This window comes from Deinococcus sp. (assembly GCF_025362455.1).
GTDB lineage: Bacteria > Deinococcota > Deinococci > Deinococcales > Deinococcaceae > Deinococcus.
The window spans coordinates 1-17,302 of sequence record NZ_JANYGJ010000077.1 but is presented as its reverse complement, the minus strand read 5'-3'; the positions used below and the strand labels follow the sequence as shown (position 1 = coordinate 17,302).

The 17,302-nt window shown below is 65.3% G+C and carries 12 protein-coding genes; 10 read left to right on the top strand and 2 right to left on the bottom strand.

The window, feature by feature from the left end; genetic code table 11:
• The first annotated feature begins 359 nt into the window (after nucleotides 1–359).
• Nucleotides 360–1,325 (top strand): NAD-dependent epimerase/dehydratase family protein, encoded by a 966-nt coding sequence (locus Q0R23_RS05555; RefSeq protein ID WP_293911248.1) that lies wholly within the window; start codon nucleotides 360–362, stop codon nucleotides 1,323–1,325.
• Nucleotides 1,315–2,526 carry an aminotransferase class I/II-fold pyridoxal phosphate-dependent enzyme gene (locus Q0R23_RS05550; protein WP_293911246.1) on the top strand — a complete coding sequence of 404 codons (1,212 nt, stop codon included), beginning with the start codon at nucleotides 1,315–1,317 and terminating at the stop codon, nucleotides 2,524–2,526. The genes Q0R23_RS05555 and Q0R23_RS05550 overlap by 11 nt, the downstream gene beginning before the upstream one ends.
• Nucleotides 2,527–2,772: 246 nt before the next feature.
• Here the strand turns inward: Q0R23_RS05550 and Q0R23_RS05545 are convergent, their stop codons facing one another.
• Nucleotides 2,773–4,926: a glutamine synthetase III gene (locus Q0R23_RS05545; RefSeq protein ID WP_293911244.1), complete on the bottom strand. Its 2,154-nt coding sequence runs from the start codon at nucleotides 4,924–4,926 to the stop codon at nucleotides 2,773–2,775.
• A gap of 365 nt (nucleotides 4,927–5,291) precedes the next feature.
• On the opposite strand from Q0R23_RS05545, the gene glnA reads away from it, so the two are divergent.
• Nucleotides 5,292–6,644: a type I glutamate--ammonia ligase gene (gene glnA / locus Q0R23_RS05540; protein ID WP_293911242.1), complete on the top strand. Its 1,353-nt coding sequence runs from the start codon at nucleotides 5,292–5,294 to the stop codon at nucleotides 6,642–6,644.
• Nucleotides 6,645–6,844: 200 nt separating this feature from the next.
• Here the strand turns inward: glnA and Q0R23_RS05535 are convergent, their stop codons facing one another.
• The gene (locus Q0R23_RS05535; protein ID WP_293911240.1) at nucleotides 6,845–8,035 is read right to left on the bottom strand and encodes a hypothetical protein; all 1,191 of its coding nucleotides are present in this window, start codon (nucleotides 8,033–8,035) and stop codon (nucleotides 6,845–6,847) included.
• A gap of 357 nt (nucleotides 8,036–8,392) precedes the next feature.
• On the opposite strand from Q0R23_RS05535, the gene Q0R23_RS05530 reads away from it, so the two are divergent.
• From Q0R23_RS05530 to Q0R23_RS05500, 7 genes are all read left to right on the top strand, one after another.
• Entirely contained in the window at nucleotides 8,393–9,565 is a 1,173-nt protein-coding gene (locus Q0R23_RS05530; protein WP_293911237.1) for a branched-chain amino acid ABC transporter substrate-binding protein, read from the top strand.
• 438 nt (nucleotides 9,566–10,003) lie between these two features.
• On the top strand, nucleotides 10,004–10,987 hold the full coding sequence (locus tag Q0R23_RS05525) for a branched-chain amino acid ABC transporter permease (protein WP_293911235.1): 984 nt from the start codon (nucleotides 10,004–10,006) through the stop codon (nucleotides 10,985–10,987).
• Complete coding sequence (locus Q0R23_RS05520; protein WP_293911232.1) at nucleotides 10,984–12,687, top strand: branched-chain amino acid ABC transporter permease; 1,704 nt, start codon at nucleotides 10,984–10,986, stop codon at nucleotides 12,685–12,687. The genes Q0R23_RS05525 and Q0R23_RS05520 overlap by 4 nt, the downstream gene beginning before the upstream one ends.
• Before the next feature lie 74 nt (nucleotides 12,688–12,761).
• Nucleotides 12,762–13,562 carry an ABC transporter ATP-binding protein gene (locus Q0R23_RS05515; RefSeq protein ID WP_293911250.1) on the top strand — a complete coding sequence of 267 codons (801 nt, stop codon included), beginning with the start codon at nucleotides 12,762–12,764 and terminating at the stop codon, nucleotides 13,560–13,562.
• Nucleotides 13,555–14,295 carry an ABC transporter ATP-binding protein gene (locus Q0R23_RS05510; RefSeq protein WP_293911229.1) on the top strand — a complete coding sequence of 247 codons (741 nt, stop codon included), beginning with the start codon at nucleotides 13,555–13,557 and terminating at the stop codon, nucleotides 14,293–14,295. Before Q0R23_RS05515 ends, Q0R23_RS05510 begins: the two co-directional genes overlap by 8 nt.
• A gap of 155 nt (nucleotides 14,296–14,450) precedes the next feature.
• Entirely contained in the window at nucleotides 14,451–16,043 is a 1,593-nt protein-coding gene (locus tag Q0R23_RS05505) for an ABC transporter substrate-binding protein (protein WP_293911227.1), read from the top strand.
• A gap of 315 nt (nucleotides 16,044–16,358) precedes the next feature.
• A partial coding sequence (locus Q0R23_RS05500; protein WP_293911225.1) for an ABC transporter permease occupies nucleotides 16,359–17,302 on the top strand: 944 nt, incomplete at its 3' end.

Below are 17,302 nucleotides of genomic sequence, written 5' to 3'. Positions count from 1 at the left end.
GGCAGCCGCCAGGGGTAAAGGGCCGCTCAAGGCCAGACATCACCGCCCCAACCGTGCCGCCCACCCCAAACCCGGCTCAATTGCGAACTTCTTCGGGCCTGTGGGCCGGGCGCCAGCTTAGAGCAGATTTCACAAAAAGGGTCTTTTTATGACCGAGCGGAGCGAGTAGTTTTGACTGAGCAAGGCGCAGAATGGAGGCGCGGGGAGGCTGTTTTCCCCGTGGCGTAATTCGGAGTACTGCTCTAGGCTGAGGCCATGACCCTCGTTCGTCTCTTCGCCCGGACTGGCAGCGCCACTCATCTGCGCCACGAACAACCTCTGCGCCTACCGCGCCAGCAGCGCGACCAGGGCCGCTGCCGGTGAGCACCACACTGGTCATCGGCGCACTGGGGCAGATCGGTTCGGACCTGGTGCCCGCCCTGGCACGCCAAGACGGCGCCGCTCAGGTCATCGCCGCCGACGTGCGCTTACCCGGACCGGCCCTGAACGTTCCGTTCGAGTTGCTCGACTGCACCGACGCCGACAGCCTGCACGCGCTGGTGGTCCGCCGCGAGGTAGGCACCATCTATCACCTGGCCGCGCTGCTGTCGGCCAGCGCCGAGGAGCGGCCCCACGCCGCCTGGCGCCTCAACATGAACGGGCTCCTCACTGTGCTGGAGGAAGCCCGCCTGGGCGGCTGCCGCCTGTTCGTACCCAGCAGCGTCGCCGCCTTCGGGCCGCTCACGCCGGTCCACGCGCCGCAGGACACGGTGCAGCGCCCGGTCAGCATGTACGGCGTCACCAAGGTCAGCGGTGAGCTGCTGTGCGACTACTACGCGGCGCACTTCGGCCTGGACGTGCGCGGGCTGCGCTACCCCGGATTGATCTCGTCGAGCGCGCCGCCCGGCGGCGGGACCACCGATTACGCCGTGGAGATCTTTCACGCGGCCCTGGAGCACGGCCACTACACCTGTTTTCTGCGCCCCGATACCCGGCTGCCGATGATGTACATGCCCGACGCCATCCGCGCCACGCTGGAACTGATGCGGGCTGACCCAAAACAATGGCGCCACCGCAACGCCTTCAACGTCCAGGCGCTGAGTTTCACGCCCCAGGAGCTGGCCGACGCCATCCAGCGCCACCTGCCGGGCTTTACCATGCGCTACGAGCCCGATCCCGTGCGCCAGGCCATCGCCGACTCCTGGCCGCAGAGCACCGACGACTCGGCAGCCCGCAGCGAGTGGGGCTGGCAGCCCGCATACGATCTGGAACGCCTGTGCGCCGACATGCTGGAGCGACTGCGTTCCCTCACCCCAGCTTTGCAAGGACACCACTATGCCAAGTGACCGCCTTCAGACACAGCTTCAGAGTCAACTCACCGAACTCGACGGCGAAGGCCGCCGCAAGGGCGCCGAGCGCGTCATCGAGGCCGTGTTGCCCGCCACCGGGTCGCGGGGACCACGGGTCGTCATCGGGGGCCGCGAGTTCGTCCGGATGAATTCCAACTCGTATCTGGGCCTCTCGCAGCACCCCAGGTTGATCGAGGCCGAGCACGAGGCCGCCGTGCGCTATGGGGTCGGGCCGGGCGCCGTGCGCTTCATCAGCGGCACGCTGGCGCCGCACGCCCAGTTGGAACAGCGCCTGGCCAGCTTCCACGGGCGCGAGGCGGCCATGCTGTTTTCCAGCGCGTATGCCGCCGTGCTGAGCACGCTGGTGCCGCTGATGACCGACCAGACCGCCGTGGTCAGCGACGCGCTGAACCACAACTGCGTCATCAACGCGCTGCGGCTGGCCCGGCCCCGGTCCAAGGCGGTCTACGCCCACCTCGATTTGCAGGGTCTGGACAGGGCGCTGACCGACCTGCGCGGCGCCGAGCGGGCCGTCGTCGTCACCGACGGCATCTTCAGCATGCGCGGTGCCCACGCGCCGCTGGCCGAGATCGCCCACCTTGTGGCCGGGCACGATCAGTACTTTCCGCACAACGCCCTGCTGGTCGTCGACGATTCGCACGGCGTCGGCGCCTTCGGCCTGTCCGGGCGCGGCACCGAGGAGTTCACCGGCACCCACGCGGACCTGCTGATCGGCACGCTGGGCAAGGCCTTCGGGGTCAACGGCGGCTACGTGGTGGGGCCGCAGACCCTGATCGACTTCCTGCGCGAGACGGCGCCGATGTACATCTTCTCCAACCCCATCACGCCGCCGGAAGCCTGCGCCGCCCTGGCCGCCCTGGGGCTGCTGGAGAGCGACTGGGGCCTGGAGCGCCTGGCCGGGCTGCGCCACCTCACCGAGCGCTTCAGGGGCGGCCTGCGCGACCTGGGCCTGGAAACACTGGACGGCGCACATCCGGTGGTGCCGCTGTTTTTGCGTAATACACAGCGCACCCGCCAGACCGTCGCCCGGCTGTACGAGGCGGGCATCCTGGCCACCGGCCTGACCTTCCCCGTCGTCCCACGCGGCGACGAGAGCATCCGATTTCAGGTCAACGCCGACCAGACCGAGGGCGACATCGACACGGTGCTGGGGGCGCTGGCAGCGGTTCCGGCTTGAGAACACTATCTCTTCAGAGCTGAACTCTTCAGAGCTGAATTGATTTCTAGACGAGAAATGGTGTCGTTCTGAGCGTAGCGAAGAATCTCGTCAAGTAGACCCTTCGCCAGACTCAGGGTGACAAATCTAGTGGTTTTGGATGGCAAAGCTCTGCAAACAACTCGAACCAAATCATCGTTGGACCAAAAAAAGCCCCGCCTTCTCAAGCGGGGCTTTTTTTTGCCTACTGCCTATTGCCTACTGCCCTTACTTCACGAACAGCATCTGCCTATAGGTCGGCATGGGCCAGTGCTTGGCGGCGACCACCTTCTCCAGTTTGTCGGAGGCGACGCGCACGGCCTGCATGGCGGGCAGCACGTGATCGCGCATGTGGTGGGCCTTATGGTGAATCTCCTCGCCGCCCTCGGCAGCGTTGTGGGTCCGGAGGGTGCCCAGCGCGGCATACAGCTCGTCGGCGGCGCTAGCCACCTCACCGGCGATGGCTCCAGCCGCCTTGCTGACGGTGACGCCGCTGATCTCGGCCAGGTACGCCAGCGCGGCGGGCATGATCTGGGTGGTCGCCACCGACTCGGTGGTCTCGCCCTCGATGTTGACGGTCTTGAAGTAGATGTCGAACATGATTTCCTGGCGGGCGGCCAGCTCGCGGGCGTCCAGCACGCCGTACCGGGCGAACAGCTCGGCGTTCTTGGCGGAGGTCAGGTGCTCGATGGCGTCCAGGCTGGTGCGCATGTTCAGCAGGCCACGCTGGTGCTCGGCCTCCTGGTGCCAGGCGTCGGCGTAGCCGTCCCCGTTGAAGACGATGCGCTGGTGCTCGTCGTAGGTCGCCTTGACCAGCGCCCCGACGGCGGTCTGAAGGTCGGCGCCCGCGTCCAGCCGGGCTTTGAGGTCAGCGGCCAGCGCCTGCACGGCGTCGGCCACGATGGTATTGAGCACCGTGATCGGAAACGAGATGCTCTGCGAGCTGCCCACCGCGCGGAACTCGAACTTGTTGCCGGTGAAGGCGAACGGGCTGGTGCGGTTGCGGTCCCCGGCGTGGCGCGGAATTTCCGGCAGCACGCTCGACCCCAGGCCGAGGAACCCGGCTTCCTGGCCGCGCCCGCCCTGGCCACTCGAGATGCGGTCCAGAATCTCGGTCAGTTCGCTGCCCAGAAAGATGCTGATGATGGCGGGCGGCGCCTCGTTGGCGCCCAGGCGGTGGTCGTTGTTGGCGCTGGCCACGCTGATACGCAGCAGATCCTGGTGATCGTCCACGGCCTTGATGACCGCCGAGCAGAAAAACAGGAACTGGAGGTTTTCGTGCGGGGTGGCGCCGGGCTCCAGCAGGTTGTCGCCCAGATCGGTGCCCATGCTCCAGTTGCAGTGCTTGCCTGAGCCGTTGATTCCGGCAAAGGGCTTTTCGTGCATCAGCGCCACCAGACCGTACTTGCGGGCGGTGTTGCGCAGGATCTGCATGATGAGCTGCTGGTGGTCGGCGGCCACGTTGCTCTGCTCGTAGATCGGCGCGATCTCGAACTGGCCGGGCGCGACCTCGTTGTGGCGGGTCTTGACCGGAATGCCCAGGGCGTAGAGCTGCGTCTCGGCGTCGGTCATGAAGCTCAGCACCCGGTCGGGGATGGCGCCGAAGTAGTGGTCTTCGAGTTCCTGGCCACGCGGCGGCTGGGCGCCGAAGAGCGTGCGGCCCGTCATCACCAGGTCGGGGCGGCGATAGAAATAGTCCTCGTCGATCAGAAAGTATTCCTGCTCGGCGCCCAGGCTGCTGGCGACCCGTGTGGCCTGGCTGCCGAACAATTTGAGCGCCGGAGAGACCGCTTTGTTCAGCGCCTCGGCACTGCGCAGCAGCGGGGTCTTGAGATCCAGCGCCTCGCCGGTCCACGACGCGAAGGCCGTGGGAATACACAGGGTCGCGCCGTTGGCATGCCGCATGATGAAGGCCGGGCTGCTGGGGTCCCAGGCGGTGTAACCCCGCGCCTCGAAGGTCGCCCGCAGGCCGCCCGACGGAAAGCTGGAGGCGTCGGGCTCAGCCTGAATCAGTTCGCCGCCGGAAAACTGCGCCAGCGCCGAGCCGTCCGCCGTGGGCGACAGGAAGCTGTCGTGCTTCTCGGCGGTGCTGCCGGTCAGCGGCTGAAACCAGTGGGTGTAGTGGGTGGCGCCCTTTTCCATGGCCCAGGTCTTCATGGCCAGCGCCACCGTGTCGGCGATGCTGGGATCGAGCGGTGTGCCCTGCTCCAGGGTCGCCTGAAGGCTCTTGAACACCGGCTTGGACAGCCGGGTGCGCAGGGTCTCCAGGCTCAGGACGTCTTGCCCGAACACCTCGCTGATGATCTGCTGGGGGGTGTGGCCCTGCTCGACATCGACGCGCCAGTTGCGCGCCGCCGCGACGACTTCAAAATCCTGGTTCATGTGCTCTCCTGTTGGACCGTTTCTGTTGAACTGGTGCTGTTGAGCTGGTGCCGGTGAAGTGGTGTTGATGCCCTGTGCTCGGCGCGTGCATTGTTCGCTGACCCTCGTTTTGCTGACCCTCGTTCCTGGTCCGGCTGAGCCGAGTATAGGGGTGAGCCGAAATCAGCGTCAACGATTTGTCAGACAACTTGCATGGATGGGTGGGTCAGCAGGCGTATCAGCCCGGCTCAGGCTGCGACTTGAGCGCCCGGCGCTGAACACCCGGCCATATTCAGTCGCATTCGGGAATTACGGGCTCGGTGGTTCCGGGCCTGGTGGTTGCGGGTTCAGAGTTGTGGGTTCAGGGGTGCGGCATACTTCCGGGTATGACTTCCGCAACGGGCCGAACACAGGCTGAGGTACTCACGCGCCTGCAAGAAGACCGGGTTAATTTCCTGCGTCTGCAATTTACCGACGTGCTGGGCACCGTCAAGAACATCGAGGTGCCGCGCAGCCAGTTCGGCAAGGCGCTGGCCGGGGGCATCATGTTCGACGGCTCCTCGGTGCAGGGCTTTACCCGCATCGAGGAATCCGACATGCTGCTGCGCCCGGATCTGAGCACCTTTTTGGTGTATCCGCAGTTTTCCAAAGAGGAGGGCGAGCGCGGCAAGGTCGCCCGCATCATCTGCGACGTGACGCTGCCGTCGGGCGAGGCGTTTACCGGCGATCCGCGCCACGTGCTGCGGCGCCAGATCGAGCGGGCGGCGCAGATGGGCTTTACCTTCTACGCGGGCACCGAGCCGGAGTTCTTCTTGTTCGAGCGCGGCGCAGACGGGCGCGGCACCACCCGCACCGGCGACCTGGCGGGCTATTTCGACCTGGCGCCCATCGACAAGGGCGAGCGGCTGCGGCGCGAGATCACCAACAAGCTGCTGGAGATGAACTTCGAGATCGAGGGCGCCCACCACGAGGCCGCGCCCGGCCAGCACGAGATCGACTTCCGCTACCAGGAGGCCATGGACAGCGCCGACGCCCTGAGCACCTTCAAGTTCGTGGTCAAACGCATGGCGCTCGAACACGGGCTGCTGGCCAGCTTTCTGCCCAAGCCGGTGGCCGGGGTCAACGGCAGCGGCCTGCACACCCACCTGTCGCTGTTTAGGGATGGCCGGAACGCCTTTTACGACCCGGCGGGCGAGTTCGAGCTGTCCGAGACCGCGCTGCACTTCATCGGCGGGCTGCTGGAGCACGCGCCGGGCATGTGCGCGGTCACCAACCCGATTGTCAACTCGTTCAAACGCCTGGTGCCCGGCTTCGAGGCGCCGGTCAACGTGGCCTGGAGCACCTCGAACCGCTCGGCGCTCCTCCGGGTTCCGGCCAAGCGCGGCAACTCGACGCGGGCCGAATTCCGGCTGCCCGATCCGAGCTGCAACCCCTACCTGGCCCTGGCCCTGATGCTGGCCGCTGGCCTGGACGGCATCGCCCAGAAGACCCTGCCGCCCCCGGCCATCCAGCGCAACATCTACCAGATGACGGTGCGCGAAAAACGCCACCACCGCGTGCGCGACCTGCCCCGCGACCTCCACGAAGCCCTGGACGACCTGGAGCGCGACGAGGTGATGTCCGCCGCCCTGGGCGAGCACGCCCTGGAGCACTACCTGCGGGCCAAGCGGGCCGAGTGGCGCTCCTACTCGGCGGTGGTGCATGCCTGGGAGCTGGAGCAGTATCTGGACCTGGTGTGAGGGCACAATGGACAGCGAAGTCAAATGGACAGCGGATCAAATAGACAGCGAAGTCAGTCGTCGCCTCTGGTGCAGCGCGGAGGATTTTGCGGTTTGGCGACGGAGATTTGTCGTCGTCAGGTCGGGGACTCAGGGCTGAGCAGACTCGGTTGCTTCTCTACTGTTGCTTCTTTACTTGCTTCTCTACTCAGGTATATATTCTAAAAGCGCCGCACCATCACCCGGTACTCCGGGCCGACTTTCTCGCACCAGGCGACCACCACCCGGCCCTGAGCGTCTGCCGTGATAGAGGCGGAGTGGGCGTCCTGGCGGGCGTCTTGGTTGAGTGGCCCGCCGCCCAGAAGCTGCCAGCGCTGACCGGTCCAGCGTTTGGCGTAAACCCGGCGCCCGCCCTCCTGACCCTCCGACCAGGCCAGCAGCGGCTGACTGCGGGCGTCCAAGGCCAGGTTGGGCCGCTCGGCCAGCGCCTTCGGGTCCGAGTTGAGGCTCGTTCCGAGTGACACCCAGGTTTGCCCGGTCCAGCGCTTGGCGAACAGGTTGTCCACGCCGCCCTGGTCTTCCAGCCAGGCGGCGAAGAGCGCCCCACCCGCACCGGCCCGGAGCTGCGGCGCGAAGGTATACGTATTTGGACGCAAGTTCAGCGCCCCGCCCAGGTTGGTCCAGGTGCCACCTTGCTCCTGGCGGGCCACATACACATCGCTATGCGACACGCGGCCTTCGAGCCAGGCGGTGTAGACGGTGCCCTGCGGGCTGCTCGCCGCCGCCGGAAAAAACGCGGCGTTGGCGACGCTGTGATTGAGCGGTTTGGCGTTCTCGGCCCAGCGCCTGCCCTGCCAGGTGAACGGCTGCACCACGCCTGCGCTGGCACCGGGGTAATAGATGTTGGTCCAGGTCAGATACGGCTCGTTCTGGGCGGTCACGGCGAAGGCCCGCGACTTTCCGGCGTCGCTGAGGTTGCGCCGCACGGCGTATTTGGAGGGGTCGCTCCAGGCACGCCCGTCCCAGCGCGAGATCAGGTAGGAGTCCACATGGGCGGTGCCCGCGTCCTCGGACCAGCCGAGCCAGGGCTGACCGCCTGGGCCGCGCACGGCGCTGAGCTGCGCGGCGTTGTGGGCGGGGTTCTCGTTGAGCACGCCGCCCAGCGGCTGCCAGCGCTGTCCGTCCCAGCGGGCCGAACGCAGTCGGTTAAAATTCCGTCCCCCCGACGGTCCCTGCTCGACCCAGGCCAGCACGGGAGCGCCGCCTGGGTCGGTGGTCAGGGCGGTCAGCGAGGCCGAGTGACCCACCACATTCAGCGGCATGCCCAGCGCGGGCAGCGGTCCGGCGCCCCCAGCCAGGCCGCTCAGACTTATCAGCATCAGGGTGGTGCAGGCCATCAGGTGGTTTCGCATGGTCCCTTGAGTCTCAGGCATAACGCCCCGGCACGCAATCCGAGGTCTGATCTGCCGGGGGCCGAAAGCGTGTTGGACACTCTGCAAGCCCCGCCTAACGGCTTTGATGTCCAAGTCTTAAGGCGTTCAGGTCGCCACGGACCACTGCTGTGACTATTGGCCCTGCTGCTGAATGAGAATTGCTGATAACCACTTCAGCAGGCAATAATCTCCAGGCCACAGACTTGCTGAGGGTAGCTGCGTTGCCGGGCAGGTGAAGGGTGGGCGATGAGTCTCACATTGACTTCCTGTGAAGCCGCTCCTACACTACCCTTAGTCCCGCTGCACCCCTGCCTGACGGCAATCCTCTGGAGGAATATGAAGAAGACCAGCTTTCTCGCCCTGACCCTGCTCACGAGCCTGGCGCTCGGCTCGGCCAGTGCCCAGACCGTTATCAAGATCGCCAGCATGTCGCCCCTGACGGGTTCCAGCTCGGACCTGGGCCTTCAGATCCGCAACGCCACCGAGCTGGCCATCAAGGAGCAGAAGGCCGCCTTCGCCAAGGCGGGCTTCGACCTCCAGTTCGTCGCCTACGACGACCAGGCCGACCCCACCACCGGCACCGCCAACGCCCGGCGCATCGCCGCCGACACCTCGATTCTGGCGATGGTCGGCACGCTGAACTCCGGCGTGGTCATTCCGTCGAGCGAGGTGCTGGCCCCGGCGCACGTCGCCATCGTCTCGCCCGCCAACACCAACCCCAAGGTCACCGACCGGGGCCTGGCCAACATGAACCGCATCTGTGCCCGCGACGATTCACAGGGTCCGGCGGGCGCCGATTTCCTGACCGATACGATCAAGGCCAAGAAGGTCTACGTCCTCAACGACAAGACCCCGTATGGTCAGGGTCTGGCCGACGCCGCCGAGGCGCGCATGAAGTCCAAGGGCGTCACCATCGCCTTTTCCGAAGGCAGCGACGAGAAGAGCGACTTTTCCTCGATCATCACCAAGATCAAGAGTTCGGGCGCCGACGCCATCTACTTCGGTGGTCTGTACGGCCAGGTCGGCCCCTTTTCCAAGCAGCTCCGTGAGGCGGGCCTGAGCATTCCCGTGATGGGCGGCGACGGCTACGACAGCCCCGACCTGCTCTCGCTGGCCGGAACCGGCGCCAAGGACATCTACTTCACCACCGTCGCGCCGCCCATCGCAGCGGTGCCCGGCGCTCGCCTGATCGCCAGCCGCTACAAGGCGGCCTACAAGAAAGACCTGGCCGGATTCGGCATCATGGGCTACGACAGCGCCAAGGTGGTGCTGGCGGGCGTCATGGACGCCATCAAGCAGAGCGGCGGCAAGCTGCCCCCCCGCACCGCCGTCGAGGCTGCCGTGCGCAAGACCAACATAGACAAAGGCACCCTGACCGGCGCCATCGCCTTCAACAGCGCCGGGGACCGCACCAGCGCCAAGATGTTCATCATCCAGGTCAAGCCGGTGTCGGGCAAGCTCGACTTCACGACCGCCGGAACCGTGATCGTCAAGGTCGCCAAGCAGTAAGCGCCCGGCTCTGAGTACCTTCTTGTCAAGCTCTGGGTTTACCGGGCGGAGCGGGCAGGCGGCGAGGCCCGGTGGCTGCCGCTGTGCCCAAGACGCGGAAGCCCGAAACGTTAGCCAGGACATTTTTAGCAAGGACATGTTTAGCCAGTGGGGCGGGCCGGAGGCGTGATGCCCCGGCCCGCTTCAGCGTACCGGGCGCCCGGCCCGGACCACAGCCTGGATCAAACGGCGCCCCGCTAAAGCAAAGGGGCCGCTGCATTGTAGACTTGTCGTCATTCATACCAAGTCGGCGTTCGTCGCGCACCGCCCTCGCCTTCCCTGTGTTACCCCGGCGTTACCCCGGCGTTACCCCGGCCTTGTTTCCAGCACCCCCTGTTCCATCACCCTCTTTCGATGTCCGGTCCACTCCATCCCAGCGCTGAAGGTTGAGGTACACGCGTGGAAAATCTGCTCACCGCCATTCTCATCAACGGCCTGCTCCTGGGCACCCTCTACGCCATCATCGCGCTGGGCTACACCATGGTCTACGGCATCTTGCAACTCATCAACTTCGCGCACTCGGAAGTCTTTTTGAGCGGCGCGGTGGTCGCCTTCGAGGTTTTCCGGCTGCTCGGCCCGGCCCCCGACGCGCCGCCCGGCAGCGGCATGAACCCCTACCTGGTGCTGGTGATCGCGCTGGTGGTGGCCATGCTGGTCTGCGGAACGCTCAACGTGCTGATCGAACGCCTGGCCTACAGGCCGCTGCGAACCGCGCCCAAGCTGGTGCCGCTCATCAGCGCCATCGGCGTGTCGCTGATCTTGCAAGACGTCATCAAGTTTATCGAGGGCACCCAGGGCCGCTTCCAGCTCGCGGTCAACGTGCCCACCGCCTTTACCCAGACGGTCTTTTCGGTGGCCGACAACAACATCAAGGTCCGCGACCTGGTGCTGATCGTGGTCGCCGCCGTGATGCTGTTCGGGCTCGACCGTCTGGTCAACCACAGCCGGGTCGGGCGGGCCATCCGCGCCGTCGCCCAGGACCGGGTGACCGCCGGGCTGATGGGCATCGACGCCAACCGGATGATCGCGTTGACCTTCGCCATCGGCGGGGCGCTGGGCGGGGTGGGTGGGGTGCTGTTCGCCCTGAAATTCCCCAACCTCGATCCCTACAGCGGCACGGTGCCGGGCATCAAGGCGTTTAGCGCCGCCGTGCTGGGCGGCATCGGTTCCATTCCCGGCGCGGTGCTGGGCGGGCTGGTACTGGGGCTCGTCGAGAACCTGCTGGGCGTCATCAGCTCGTTTTCGCTGATCTTTCCCAAGCTGGCCTTCCTGGGCGCCATCAAGGCCGAATACAAGGACGTGGGCGCCTTCATGGCCCTGATTATCATCTTGATCTTCAAACCCAGCGGGCTGCTGGGCCGCAGCACCACGGAGAAGGTATGAACGCCTCCCCCCTGCTTCCAAAGAGAGCTGGCCCCGGTGCGCCGGACCGGACCATCCTGCTGCTGCTCTACGCCGTGACGACCGGCCTGCTGCTGTTTTACGGCACGGGCCGTCTGGTGCCGGGCTTCACGCTGCCCGCCATCGCCGTGTCGTTTATCTTCGCGGCGTTTCTGGGCAGTTTGCTGCTGGCCTACCAGTGGCGGGCGGCGACCTGGGCCAAGCTGCTGGTCGGCGGCGTGGGGTTGCTGCTGGTCATCCCCGACATCGGGCGCGGCAACGGCAGTTTCTTTGACCTCGCCATTCAGATGTGCATCTTCGCCGCCCTGGCGCTGGGCCTGAATATCGTGGTGGGCCAGGCCGGACTGCTCGATCTGGGCTACGTGGCCTTCTTCGCGGTGGGCGCCTACCTGTGGGGCGTCTTCGGCAGCGGACAGTTCCAGACGGTCCTCAAATCGGATCTGCCCTACAAGCCGCTGGGCGTGATCGACTGGGGCGTGCCGCTGCTGCTGACCCTGCTGGGCGCGGCTGGGCTGCTGTGGCTGCGCGGCATCAACCGGGCCAACCCCGGCTCGGCCAAGCCGGGCGGCGGCGTGCGGGCGGCCCGCGCCCTGTCGGTGCTGCTGATCGTGGTGGGCGTGATAGCCGCGCTGGTGCTGGTCGCCACGCTGCTGACCGCCGCCATCACCGACTACTACACCGGCAGCCCGGCGGCGCTCGAAGCCCTGGCTACCGGCATCAACCCCAATTTCTTCTGGCTCTTCATCATCCTGGCCGTGGCCGTAGCCGCCATCGTGGGCGTGCTGATCGGGCTGCCGGTGCTCAAGCTCAAGGGTGATTACCTGGCGATTGTCACGCTGGGACTGGGCGAGGTGATCCGGGTCTTCGCCAACAACCTGACCAAGTACACCAGCGGCCCCGGCGGCATCTCCCCCATCGCGGCGGCCCCGGTGTCCTGGCTCGACAAACTGGCCGATGCCCTCAAGTTCCCGCCGGAGCAGTTCAAGCTGTTTTTCCTGTACTTCCTGGTGCTGATCGTCATCGGTGTTGTGATTACCGTCAATATCCGGCTCGCACGCAGCAGCATCGGGCGGGCCTGGATCGCCATCCGCGAGGACGAGATCGCCGCGCAGGCGATGGGCATTCCGCTGGTCCGCACCAAAATCATGGCGTTTGCCACCGGGGCCAGTTTTGCGGGCGTGATGGGCGTGATCTTCGCCGCCAAGCAGGGCAGCATCACCCCTGAGAGTTTCACTTTCTTTCAAAGCATCAGCGTCCTGACGATGGTGATTCTGGGCGGCATGGGCAACATCGCGGGCGTCATTCTGGGCGCGGCGGTCGTCACGTGGCTCAACCTCTCTAGCCTGACGGCGCTGTCCGAGACGCTCCAGACGCTGCCGAACTTCAACAGCAACCTCGACCCGGCCAAGTACAACCGCCTGATCTTCGGCGTCATTCTGGTGATGATGATGCTGTTCCGGCCCGAAGGCTTGCTGCCCAGCGCCCGGCAACGGCTGATGATGCACGAGGACGATCCTCCCAATGACACTTCTCCCAATGACACTTCTGCCGACAGTTCTGGGGATGATGCATCGTCCAGGGACGCCACCGCCGGGACGCTCAACCCGGAAAACGCCGCTGAAGTCTATTCGCCGGGTACCGCCACCCAGGCCGACAACGAGCGCGGCGGGGGCACCAGATGAGCCGCCCCAGCAGTCCGGCAGCGGCCCGCACCTCACAGGCGCCCGGCAGCCGCGCCGAAAGCCGTTCGCCGACCATCCTGAGCATCAAGGGCCTGAGTAAAATCTTCGGGGGCCTGACCGCCGTGAACGCGGTGGATCTGGAGATCCCGCGCCAGAGCATCGTCAGCGTCATCGGCCCGAACGGCGCCGGAAAAACCACCTTCTTCAACATGATTACCGGCATCTACGAGCCGAGTCTGGGCAGCATCGAACTCGACGGCCTGAGCCTGGTGGGACTACGCCCCGATCAGGTGACGGCTGCGGGTATTGCCCGGACCTTCCAGAACATCCGGCTGTTCGCCTCGATGGACAGCCAGGAAAACGTGATGGTGGGCCGCCACTCGCGCCTCAAGGCCGGGTACATCGACGCGCTGCTGCGCACCAAACGCTTTCACGAGTCCGAGCAGGAGGCCCGCGACGTGGCCGACCTGATGCTCGATTTCGTGGGCCTGAAGCGCTTCAAGCACGAGCTGGCGACCAATCTGCCCTACGGCGACCAGCGGCGGCTGGAGATCGCCCGCGCCCTGGCGACCAGCCCCAAGCTGATCCTCCTCGACGAACCGGCGGCGGGCATGAACCCCCGCGAGACCGAGGAACTCAAAAGCCTGATCCGGCGCATCCGCGACGACCTGGGCGTGACGGTGTGCTTAATTGAGCACGACATGCGGCTGGTGATGACCCTGAGCGAATACATCACGGTGCTCGACTACGGCTCCAAGATCGCCGAGGGCCTGCCCCACCAGGTCCGCAACGACCCCAAGGTGATGGAAGCCTACCTGGGGCGCGGCGCGGCGGCGGGCGAGTACGGTAAGGAAACGGGCGGCGCCAATGCCTGAGACCTCAACGGCGACCACCCACATGCTCGAACTCACAGGCGTGCATACCTACTACGGCCACATCCACGCCCTCAAAGGCGTCGACGTGAAAGTGCCGGAGGGCGAGATCGTGGCGCTGATCGGCGGCAACGGCGCGGGCAAGACCACCACGCTGCGGACCATCAGCGGGATGCTGAGACCCCGCCAGGGCAGCGTCACCATGCAGGGCCGCGACATCTCCGGCGTTCCGGCGCACCAGATTTTGCAAATGGGCATGAGCCACGTACCGGAGGGTCGGCGCATCTTTCCGCAGCTCACCGTGCGTGAGAACCTGGAGATCGGGGCGCACACCATCACCGACCGCAGGCTGATCGAGGAGCGCATTCAGGAGGGCTTTACCTACTTTCCGCGCCTCAAAGAGCGCGAGCACCAGCTCGGCGGCACCATGTCGGGCGGCGAACAGCAGATGCTGGCGATTGCCCGCGCCCTGATGGTCAATCCCAAACTGCTGCTGCTCGACGAGCCCTCGATGGGCTTATCTCCGCTGTTCGTGGAGGCCATCTTCGACATCATCGTGGAGCTCAACGCCAAGCGCGGCACCACCATCTTGCTGGTCGAGCAGAACGCCCAGATGGCGCTGAGCGTCGCCAAACACGCCTACGTGCTGCAAACCGGCGCCGTCAAGCTGTCGGGCGAGGCGGGCGCCATCGCGCAGGACGAGAGCGTGCGCAAAGCGTATCTGGGCGAGGATTGAGACGGGATTGAGAGACGGCTCACGCTTAAGCCAGCCTCCCGCACCTTAACCTTGCGCCAGCCACACTTGAATCAACTCCTACAGTTCTCACGCTGACCAGCTTGTCTGATCCGCCCCTTTTCCCCGTGAACCTTTTCCTTTGTTCTGGAGGTCCTATGAACCGAAACCCCATCTTTACGGCCCTGCTGCTCGGCGCCCTGCTCCTCTCCTCCGCGAACGCGGCGGGCACGCTGGTCTACGGCGGCAACGGCGACCCGGTGAGCCTGGAACCCGGCAACGTCACCGACGGCAACAGCCTGGACGTGCAGCGCCAGATCTACGACACGCTGGTGAGCTTCAAGCCCGGCACGACCACGCCCACCCCCGGCCTGGCGACCAGTTGGAAGGCCAACGCCGACGCGACCTCGTGGACCTTCAACCTGCGCCGGAACGTCAAGTTTCACGACGGCACCGCGTTCAACGCCGACGCGGTGCTGTTCAACTGGAACCGCTTCTGGGACCCCAAGGCCGAGCTGAACCTGCGCGACCAGGGCCGCACCTTCGAGATCATGGGCGACCTGCTCGGCGGCTTCAAGGGCGACAAGAGCGCCGTTATCAAAAACATCGTCAAGGTGAACGACTATACGGTGCGCTTCGATCTGACCGCGCCCAGCACGGTGATTCCCTCGGTGGTCGGCTCGGCTTACTTCGGCATCGCTTCGCCCACCGCCATTCGCAAGGACGGCGGCAAGTACGGCACGCCCGCCAGCGTCGCGGTGGGCACCGGCCCGTTCAGCTTCGTGTCGTGGAAGACCGGCGACAGCGTGACCATGAAGGCCAATCCCAGTTACTGGGGCGCCAAGGCCAAGGTCGATACCCTGGTGATGCGCTCGATCAAGGACACCTCCCAGCGCCTGAACGAACTCAAGGCCGGGACCATCGACTTCGCCTCGGACCTCTCGCCGGACGACCTGAAAGCCGTGCAGGCCGACAAGAACCTGGTGGCGCTGAAAAAGCCCAGCTTCAACGTGGGCTTCCTGAGCCTCAACGCCAGCAACCAGTACCTGAAAAACGACAAGGTGCGCATGGCGATCAGCATGGCCATCAACAAGAAGGCCATCGTGGACAACTTCTGGAACGGCCTGGGCGTGTCCAACGCCAGCTTTTTGCCGTCGGTGTTCAACTGGGCCAACTCCAAGAATGTGCCCGCCGATTACACCTACGACCCCGCCGCCGCCAAGAAGCTGCTGGCCGACGCGGGCTACGGCAACGGCATCAGCCTGGATCTGTGGTACATGCCGGTCAGCCGCCCCTACTTCCCCAACCCCAAGCCGATTGCCGAGGCGATGGCCGCCGATCTGAGCGGTATCGGCATCAAGGTGAACCTCAAGACCGAGGACTGGGGCAAGTACCTGCAAGACCGCAACAAGGAACCGGGCTTTGACATGTACATGATCGGCTGGACCGGCGACTACGGCGACCCGGACAATTTCTACGGCGCCTACTACGGCCCCAATGCCAGCGACGACATCAACTACCGCCCCGACGAGCTCAACAAGCTGCTGGAGCAGGGCCGCGCCGCGCTGACCCAGGACGCCAAGGCCAAAATCTACGCCCAGATCCACGAGATCACCTACAAGGCCAACCACCGCTTAGTGATCGTGCATAGCCAGCCGCTGTCGGTGACGCGCAGCTACGTCAAGAACTGGGTGCTCAGCCCGCTCGGCGTGCAGCCGTTCAACAACGTTTCCATCGACGGCAAGAAGTAAGCCGTGAGCGTCAGGGCGGAGCGCGGGTGATGGCTCCGCCCTGCGCGTTGGTTGGACAAGAAGAGATAACAGCCTTTCATCCTTCGAGTGGAAACGCTGCTCGGTAGGCCCTCACCCCGTTGCTGCGCAACGCCCCTCTCCCAGGGGGCGAGGGGTCAATAGCAAGAAATCTGGGCGTTCCTCGATTGAATCAGGTTCCTCATTTGAACTACGAGATCCTTCACTTCGTTCAGAATGACAACCAAAAGAAGTTATAGATACTAGCTCGACCAGCATCAATAGTTCATCCACTTACTACCCACAAAGGAGTTTCACTTGGCGGCTTATCTTCTTCGGCGACTGCTGCGTACCCTGCTGGTCATGATCGGCATCAGCGTGGTGGTGTTCGCCTTCGTGCGCTCGATTCCGGGCGATCCGGCGACGACGATTCTGGGCGAGCGCGGCACGCCGCAGCGCATTGCCCAGCTCAACATCCAGCTTGGGCTCGATAAGCCCTGGTTTTTCAATTACAAAGACCCGGCGCACCTCTTCGACGCGCAGTATCCCAAATACATGGGCGCACTGCTCCGGGGCGATCTGGGCGAGGGCATCAAGAGCAATATCCCGGTCTCCGACGACATCCGCTCGCGCTTTCCGGCGACGGCGGAGCTGGCCATCGGCGCCGTTTTCTTCGCGCTGCTCATCGGGCTGCCTGCGGGCATCATCGCGGCGCTGCGGCGAAACACGGCCTGGGACAACCTGGCCACCGCCGTGAGCCTGGTCGGCGTGAGCATGCCGGTGTTCTGGCTGGGGCTGCTGCTGTCGTGGTTTTTCGCGGTGGTGCTCGGCTGGCTGCCGCCCAGCTCGCGGCTGAGCACGGGGCTCGACATTCAGCCGATCACCGGCCTGTACGTGCTCGACGGGCTGCTGCGCGGGCAGTGGGGCGCCGCCTGGGACGCCTTCAAGCACCTGCTGCTGCCGTCCATCGCGCTGGGCACCATTCCGATGGCGATCACCGCCCGCATCACCCGCAACAGCCTCCTGGAAGTGCTCGGCCAGGACTATGTGCGCACGGCCCGCGCCAAGGGCCTGGCTCCCCGCAGCGTGACCCTCAAGCACGCGCTTCGCAACGCCCTGCTGCCGGTGGTGACGGTGGTGGGCCTCCAGATCGGGGCACTGCTCGGCGGCGCAGTGCTGACCGAAACGATCTTTAGCTGGCCGGGCCTGGGAAGCTGGCTCTACGACGCCATCAGCCTGCGCGATTATCCGGTGATTCAGGG